General features: G+C 70.1%; 5 protein-coding genes. All 5 read right to left on the reverse strand.

From position 1 onward, the window contains the following. Positions 1-13 precede the first annotated feature (13 nt). Positions 14-1102 (reverse strand): glutamate--cysteine ligase, encoded by a 1089-nt coding sequence (locus ACIBK3_RS39795; RefSeq protein ID WP_399372880.1) that lies wholly within the window; start codon positions 1100-1102, stop codon positions 14-16. Positions 1103-1210: 108 nt separating this feature from the next. Beyond that, positions 1211-3424, reverse strand: a complete 2214-nt coding sequence (glgB, locus tag ACIBK3_RS39800; RefSeq protein ID WP_399372881.1) for a 1,4-alpha-glucan branching enzyme — start codon at positions 3422-3424, stop codon at positions 1211-1213. 3 nt (positions 3425-3427) lie between these two features. Beyond that, complete coding sequence (locus ACIBK3_RS39805) at positions 3428-4789, reverse strand: maltokinase (RefSeq protein ID WP_399372882.1); 1362 nt, start codon at positions 4787-4789, stop codon at positions 3428-3430. 28 nt (positions 4790-4817) lie between these two features. Beyond that, positions 4818-6536: a maltose alpha-D-glucosyltransferase gene (gene treS / locus ACIBK3_RS39810; RefSeq protein ID WP_399372884.1), complete on the reverse strand. Its 1719-nt coding sequence runs from the start codon at positions 6534-6536 to the stop codon at positions 4818-4820. After that, positions 6533-7075: DUF3459 domain-containing protein (locus tag ACIBK3_RS39815; RefSeq protein WP_399372885.1), on the reverse strand; the 543-nt coding region annotated here is incomplete at its 5' end. The genes ACIBK3_RS39815 and treS, both read right to left, overlap by 4 nt.

Raw genomic sequence — 7075 nt, forward strand, 5'->3', positions numbered from 1 at the left:
GTACGGGGGCCGGTCAGCCCTGCGTGTGTCGCACGCACTCGGTGACGACCTCCCGCAGGCTCCCGGTCCGTTCCATCAGCTCGCGCTGTACCTGGTCACCGCTGCCGCCGCGCAGCAGTTCGGCGCAGGTCTCGCGGGCCCGGTCCAGGTCACCGCTGTCCACGAGGGCGTCCTCGACGTGCTCCAGCAGGGCCCGGACCACCGTCTCGGCGGGCATCCGCCGCATGGTCGCGGGGTGCAGCAACTCCTCGGTGAGGCCGGAGCGGGCGGCCCGCCAGGACGCCAGCCGCAGCAGGCTCACGCTGTGCCCGGCCGGCTCCACGCCCTGTCGCCACTCGCGCGCGGCGGTCTCCACGAGCCCGCGGGCGAGGGTGGCGATCAGCACGGCGATGTCGGCCCGCAGACAGACGTCCGACACGCGGATCTCCACCGTCGGGTAGTTCCGGGACAGCCGGGCGTCGAAGTAGATCATCCCCTCGTCGAGGATCACCCCGGTGGCCACCATGTCCGCGACCCTGCGGTGATAGCGCTCGGCCGACCGGAACGGCTCGGTGGCGCCGGCGGACGGCCACCGCTGCCACACCCGGCTGCGGTAGCTGCTGTAGAGCGTGTCCTTGCCCTGCCAGAACGGCGAGTTGGCGCTCAGCGCGGACAGCACCGACAGCCAGGGCTGGATCCGGTCGATCACCGCGACGCCCTCGTCGTCGGACTCCACGGACACGTGGACGTGGCAGCCCATCACGAGTTGTTCCCGGGTGGCGATCCCGTACTGCCGCGCCATCCACTCGTAGCGCCTGCCCGCCGCCACGGAGGGGCTCACCGGAAGCGGCGAGGTGGCCAGCGCGGCGACCGCGGAGCCGATCTCCCCGGCGTGCCGGGCCGCCTCCTTGCGGCAGCGGACGATCTCCGCGCGCAGTTCCTCCATGCCCGACTGCGGATGGGTCGCGAATTCGAGCATCTGGTTGTGCAGTTCCTTCTCGAACACCTCCTTGTCGGTGTCGTCCTGCGAGACACGGGCGAGGACCGCGGCGGACAGTGCCTGCGGTTCGCCCGTCTCCGGATCGACCAGGAGGAGCTCCTCCTCCACTCCCACGGTGCGCACGTGATGCAGCCTTTCTGTGGCTCCTCGGCGACGACGAGGATTCCTCGGTCGTACGACCCCGACTGCCCCTCCGGAGCCGTTCGAACACCTGGTGTCGCCGCGGCGGCCTCAGAAGGAGCAGGGTGTCAGCCAGACCGTCGCGAGCGGCGGCAGCGTGAGCCGCAGTGCTCCGTCCTCGGGCTTGAGCGGTTCGGGATGCGTGACGTCACTGCCGCCGTACCGTGCCGCGTCCGTGTTGAGGGCCTCGTACCAGGCGTTCACGTCGTCCGGGACGCCGAGCCGGTAGTCGTGGCGCACCACGGGGGAGAAGTTGGACACGGTCAGCAGGGGCGACCCCTCGGCGTCGAACCTCAGGAACGCGAAGACGTTGTCCTCCGCCGCGTCGCCGGCCACCCACCGGAAGCCGCCGGGGTCGGTGTCCCGCTGCCACAGCGCCGGGGTCCGCCGGTAGACCGTGTTGAGGTCGCGGACCAGGTCACGCACGCCCCGGTGGTCGGCTTCGAACGCGTACTCCGGGTCCAGCAGCCACCACTCCGGGCCGTGCGCCTCGGACCACTCCGCGCCCTGCGCGAACTCCTGGCCCATGAAGAGGAGTTGCTTGCCCGGGTGGGCCCACATGAATCCCAGGTACGCGCGGTGGTTGGCGCGCCGCTGCCACCAGTCGCCGGGCATCTTCGACACGAGGGCCTGCTTGCCGTGCACGACCTCGTCGTGCGAGATGGGCAGGACGTAGTTCTCGCTGTAGGCGTACACCATCGAGAAGGTCATCTCGTTGTGGTGGTACTTGCGGTGCACCGGCTCGTGACTCATGTAGTCGAGCGAGTCGTGCATCCAGCCCATGTTCCACTTCAGCCCGAAGCCGAGACCGCCGGTGTCGGTGGGCCGGGTGACCCCGTCCCAGGCGGTGGACTCCTCGGCGATCGTCACCACGCCCGGCGCCCGCCGGTACACGGTCGCGTTCATCTCCTGCAGGAACGCCATCGCGTCCAGGTCCTCGCGTCCCCCGAGGACATTGGGCGCCCACTGCCCCGAGTCACGTGAGTAGTCGAGGTACAGCATCGAGGCGACGGCATCCACCCGAAGCCCGTCGATGTGGTACTCCTCGCACCAGTACACCGCGTTGGCGACCAGGAAGTTGCGTACCTCGACGCGCCCGTAGTCGAACTCGTAGGTCCCCCAGTCGGGATGCTCGGCCCGGCGGTCGTCTCCGGGCTCGTACAGAGGGTCCCCGTCGAACCGGGCCAGCGCCCAGTCGTCCTTGGGGAAGTGCGCCGGCACCCAGTCCATGATCACGCCGATGCCGGCCCGGTGCAGGGCGTCGACCAGGTACTTGAAGTCGTCCGGGGTGCCGAGCCGCGCCGTCGGCGCGTAGAACCCGGTGACCTGGTAGCCCCAGGAGCCGCTGAAGGGGTGCTGCGCGACCGGCATCAGCTCGACATGGGTGAAGCCCAGGTCCCTGACGTACGACGGCAGCTCGTCGGCCAGTTGACGGTACGTCAGGCCGGGCCGCCAGGACGGGAGATGGACCTCGTAGACCGAGAACGGCGCCTCGTGCACAGGCGTGTCCCCGCGGTGGGCCATCCAGTCCTGGTCGCCCCACTCGTAGCGCGAGGAGGTCACGATGGACGCCGTGTCGGGCGGCACCTCGGCGCGGCGGGCCATCGGGTCGGCCTTGAGGAACCGGCCGCCGTGGCGGGAGGTGATCTCGAACTTGTACCGGGTGCCCTCGCCGATGCCGGGCAGGAACAGTTCCCACACCCCGCACGCTCCGAGGGACCGCATCGGGAACGCCTGCCCGTCCCAGAACGTGAAGTCCCCGGCGACCCGGACCCCTTGGGCGTTCGGCGCCCACACCGTGAAGCGGGTGCCGGTGACGCCCTGGTGGGTCATCGGTTCGGCGCCCAGCGCCTTCCACAGCTGCTCGTGCCGGCCCTCACGGATGAGATGGAGGTCGGTCTCGCCGAGGGCGGGCAGGAAGCGGTACGGGTCGTGCACCTCCTGCTCGCCGTCCCCGTACGCCACCAGCAGGGTGTACGAGGGGATCGCGGCCAGGGGCAGGACGCCGGTGAAGAGCCCGTCGCCCTCCGACGCGAGCCGGCTGCGCTCGCCGTCGATCACGACGCTCACCGAGCGGGCGAACGGGCGCAGCGCACGGAACACGATCCCGCCCGGGACAGGATGGGCGCCCAGCAGCGCGTGCGGATCGTGATGGGCGCCCGCCAGCAGGCGACCGCGGTCGCCGGGGTCCAGCGGTGGGGCCGTACCGCACACGGCGGGGCCGGACGGCTCGGGCAGCGAGATGGTGTCGTCGCGCAGGGCCACGGGTCAGTCTCCTCTCACGGCGAGACGCTCGATCGCCGCCATGGGTACAGGGAGCCAGTCCGGTCGGTGCCTGGCTTCGTAAAGGACTTCGTACACAGCTCGGTCGGTCTCGTAGGCACGCAGCAGTCCGTGCTTCTTGCGGGGATCCCAACCCGCACGGGCCGCGTAGCCGGCGCAGAAAGCCTCCCGGCAGCGGCGCGCCCACTCCGGACGCCAGGGGCGGCGCTGGCGGGCCGCGTAGTCGAAGGAGCGCAGCATGCCGGCGATGTCCCGGACGGGGGACTGGAGGTTGCGCCGCTCGGCGAGCGGACGGGACGGCTCGCCCTCGAAGTCGATCACGAACCACTCGCGTCCTGCCCGCAACACCTGCCCCAGGTGCAGATCGCCATGGATGCGCTGGGCGGGCGGCCCGGGATCGCAGGCGACCAGCGCGCCGAACGCGCACCGCAGCCGGGGCACGAACGGCTTGAGTGCCGGTACGCAGTGCGCGGCGGAGTCAAGCCGCTCGGTCATCCCCGCCGCGGTCCGGGCGCTCTCGTCGTGGGCGCCGGTGGGGAAGGCCGAGGCCAGCGCGAGGTGGACCTCGGCCGTGGCCCGCCCCAGCTCGCGTGCCTGCGCGGTGAAGTCGTCCCCGGTGGCGAGCGCGCGCAGCGCCAGCGTCCAGCCGTCGGAGGCGTCCCGCAGATACGGCTGGAGCACGCCCAGCGTCGCCTCCTGCGGATGCGTGGTCCGGAACCAGGCCACCGGGGCGGGCACCCGGCCGCAGCCCTGCCCGGCCAGCGCGCCCGGCACCTCCAGATCGGGGTTGATGCCTGGCTGGACGCGCCGGAAGAGCTTCAGGATGAACTCGTCGCCGTACACCAGCGAGGAGTTGGACTGCTCCGCGTCCAGCAACCGCGGCGGCAGCCCGGCCGGCACCGGCACGGACGGGTCGCACTCGAAACGCAGCGGACCGGCCGAGCCCGGTTGCCGAAGCCGTTCCAGGAGCAGCTGCGCCGACCGGGGGTCCTGCAGGGCGTCGTAGACCGTCAGCCCCGCGAAGGGTCCCTGCTCGGCCCGCCCGATGAGCGCCCGGCCGAGCCGGGGCGAGAGGTTCGCGCGTACGCCGAGCAGCAACTGGTAGCAGTCGCCGCCGGGCACGCCGCCGCCGGGCGTGGGCACCGGCGCGTGAGCTGTCCGCACCAGCAGGTGCAGACAGCCCGGGAACAGTTCGGTCATCGACAGCAGCCCGAGCTCCGTGACGGGCCGGTCCTTGCCCGCGAACCAGCGCTGCCGGGGCAGCCAGTCGCGCAACAGGCCGCCGAACGAGACCATCGGGTCGGCGACGACCCTGCGTATGGGGCGGAGGAATGCGGTCTTCGGCATGGTGACGCGTCCTTTCGTCGGCACACGCTCAAAGTCGTCGACCGATGCGGGATGCCACTCGGGAGAGCCGGAACCAGTAGAAGCCGTGGCCGCCGAGGGTCAGCAGATACGGCAGTTCGCCGATGGCCGGGAACCGCACCCCGCCGAACAGCTCCACCGGATGGCGGCCGGCGAACTCCCGCAGATCGAGTTCCGTGGGCTGCGCGAACCGGGCGAAGTTGTTCACGCACAGGACGAGGTCGTCCCGGTACTCGCGCAGGAAAGCCAGCACCGCCGGATTGGAGGACTGGAGCTCGGTGTAGGAGCCGAGGCCGAAGGCGTGGTTCTGCTTGCGGATCTCGATCATGCGGCGGGTCCAGTGCAGCAGCGAGGACGGCGAGGCCATGGACGCCTCGACGTTCGTGACCTGGTGGCCGTAGACCGGGTCCATGATGGTCGGCAGACACAGGCGGCCGGGATCGCACGACGAGAATCCCGCGTTGCGGTCCGGTGTCCACTGCATCGGGGTGCGGACGGCGTCGCGGTCGCCGAGCCAGATGTTGTCGCCCATGCCGATCTCGTCGCCGTAGTACAGGATCGGCGAGCCCGGCAGGGACAGCAGCAGGGCGGTGAACAGCTCGATCGTGTCGCGGTCGTTGTCCAGCAGCGGTGCCAGGCGGCGGCGGATGCCGATGTTGGCGCGCATGCGGGGGTCCTTGGCGTACTCGGCCCACATGTAGTCGCGTTCCTCGTCGGTGACCATTTCCAGGGTCAGCTCGTCGTGGTTGCGCAGGAAGATGCCCCACTGGCAGTTCGACGGGATGGCCGGGGTCTTGGCGAGGATTTCCGAGACGGGGTAGCGGGATTCCCGCCGCACCGCCATGAAGATCCGCGGCATGACCGGGAAGTGGAACGCCATGTGGCATTCGTCGCCGCCGGAGCGGTAGTCGCCGAAATAGTCGACGACGTCTTCCGGCCACTGGTTGGCCTCCGCCAGCAGCACCGTGTCCGGATACATCGCGTCGATCTCCCGCCGGACCCGTCTGAGGAACTCGTGGGTGGCGGGCAGGTTCTCGCAGTTGGTGCCTTCCTGTGCGTACAGGTAGGGCACCGCGTCGAGACGGAAGCCGTCGATGCCGAGGTCCAGCCAGAAGCGGAGGGCGGCCAGGATCTCCTCCTGGACCGCCGGGCTCTCGTAGTTGAGGTCGGGCTGGTGGGAGAAGAAGCGGTGGAAGAAGTACTGCTGCCGGACGGGGTCGAAGGTCCAGTTGGAGACCTCGGTGTCGACGAAGATGATCCGGGCGTCCTGGTACTGCTTGTCGTCGTCGGCCCACATGTAGTAGTCGCCGTAGGGGCCGTCGGGGTTGGTGCGGGACTCCTGGAACCACGGGTGCTGGTCGCTGGTGTGGTTCATGACGAAGTCGATGATCACGCGCATGCCGCGGTGGTGGGCGGCGTCGACGAACTCCACGAAGTCGGCGAGGTCACCGAACTCCGGCAGGACGGCGGTGTAGTCCGAGACGTCGTAGCCGCCGTCTTTCAGGGGGGACTTGAAGAACGGCGGCAGCCACAGGCAGTCGACACCGAGCCACTGCAGGTAGTCGAGCTTGGCCGTGAGGCCCCTGAGGTCGCCCACGCCGTCGCCGTCGCTGTCCTGGAAGGAACGGACGAGGACCTCGTAGAAGACGGCGCGCTTGAACCACTCGGGGTCCCGGTCCTTGGCGGGGGTGTCCTGGAAGGTGTCGTGGACGGGCTCGTTGACTGTCATGACGCGGGGGACCCTCCGATCTGCGGCGAGGCGGCCGTTCGCTGGACGTGGAACACGTGCGCGGGCGCCCGGCCGGGCTCGAGCCGCACGTAGTTGTTCCTGCTCCAGCGATGGGTCTCACCCGCCAGTTCGTCGTGCACGGACACGGACTCGTGCCATTCCAGGCCGAGCCGCGGCATGTCCAACGAGACCGTCGCCTCCTGGGCGCGGTGCGGATCGAGATTGACCACCACCACAACCGTGTCCTGACCCGCACGCTTGCTGTACGCGATCAGGGAGTCGTTGTCGGTGTGGTGGAAGTGGAGGTTCCTGAGCCGGTGCAGTGCGGGGTGGCGGCGCCGGATCGCGTTGAGCCGGGCGATGAGGGGGGCGATGGTGCGGCCCTCGCGTTCGGCTGTGTCCCAGTCGCGGGGTTTGAGCTGGTACTTCTCCGAGTCGAGGTATTCCTCGCTGCCCTCCCTGAGCGGGGTGTTCTCGCACAGTTCGTAGCCGCTGTAGACACCCCAGGTCGGGGAGAGGGTGGCCGCCAGGACCGCGCG

Source organism: Streptomyces sp. NPDC050287 (assembly GCF_044459385.1).
Classification (GTDB): Bacteria; Actinomycetota; Actinomycetes; order Streptomycetales; family Streptomycetaceae; genus Streptomyces.

What these genes read in the sequence shown, in the direction of transcription:
- treS (WP_399372884.1), bottom strand. Translation starts at nt 6,536, where the DNA reads ATGACAGTCAACGAGCCCGTCCACGACACCTTCCAGGACACCCCCGCC.
- ACIBK3_RS39805 (WP_399372882.1), bottom strand. Translation starts at nt 4,789, where the DNA reads ATGCCGAAGACCGCATTCCTCCGCCCCATACGCAGGGTCGTCGCCGAC.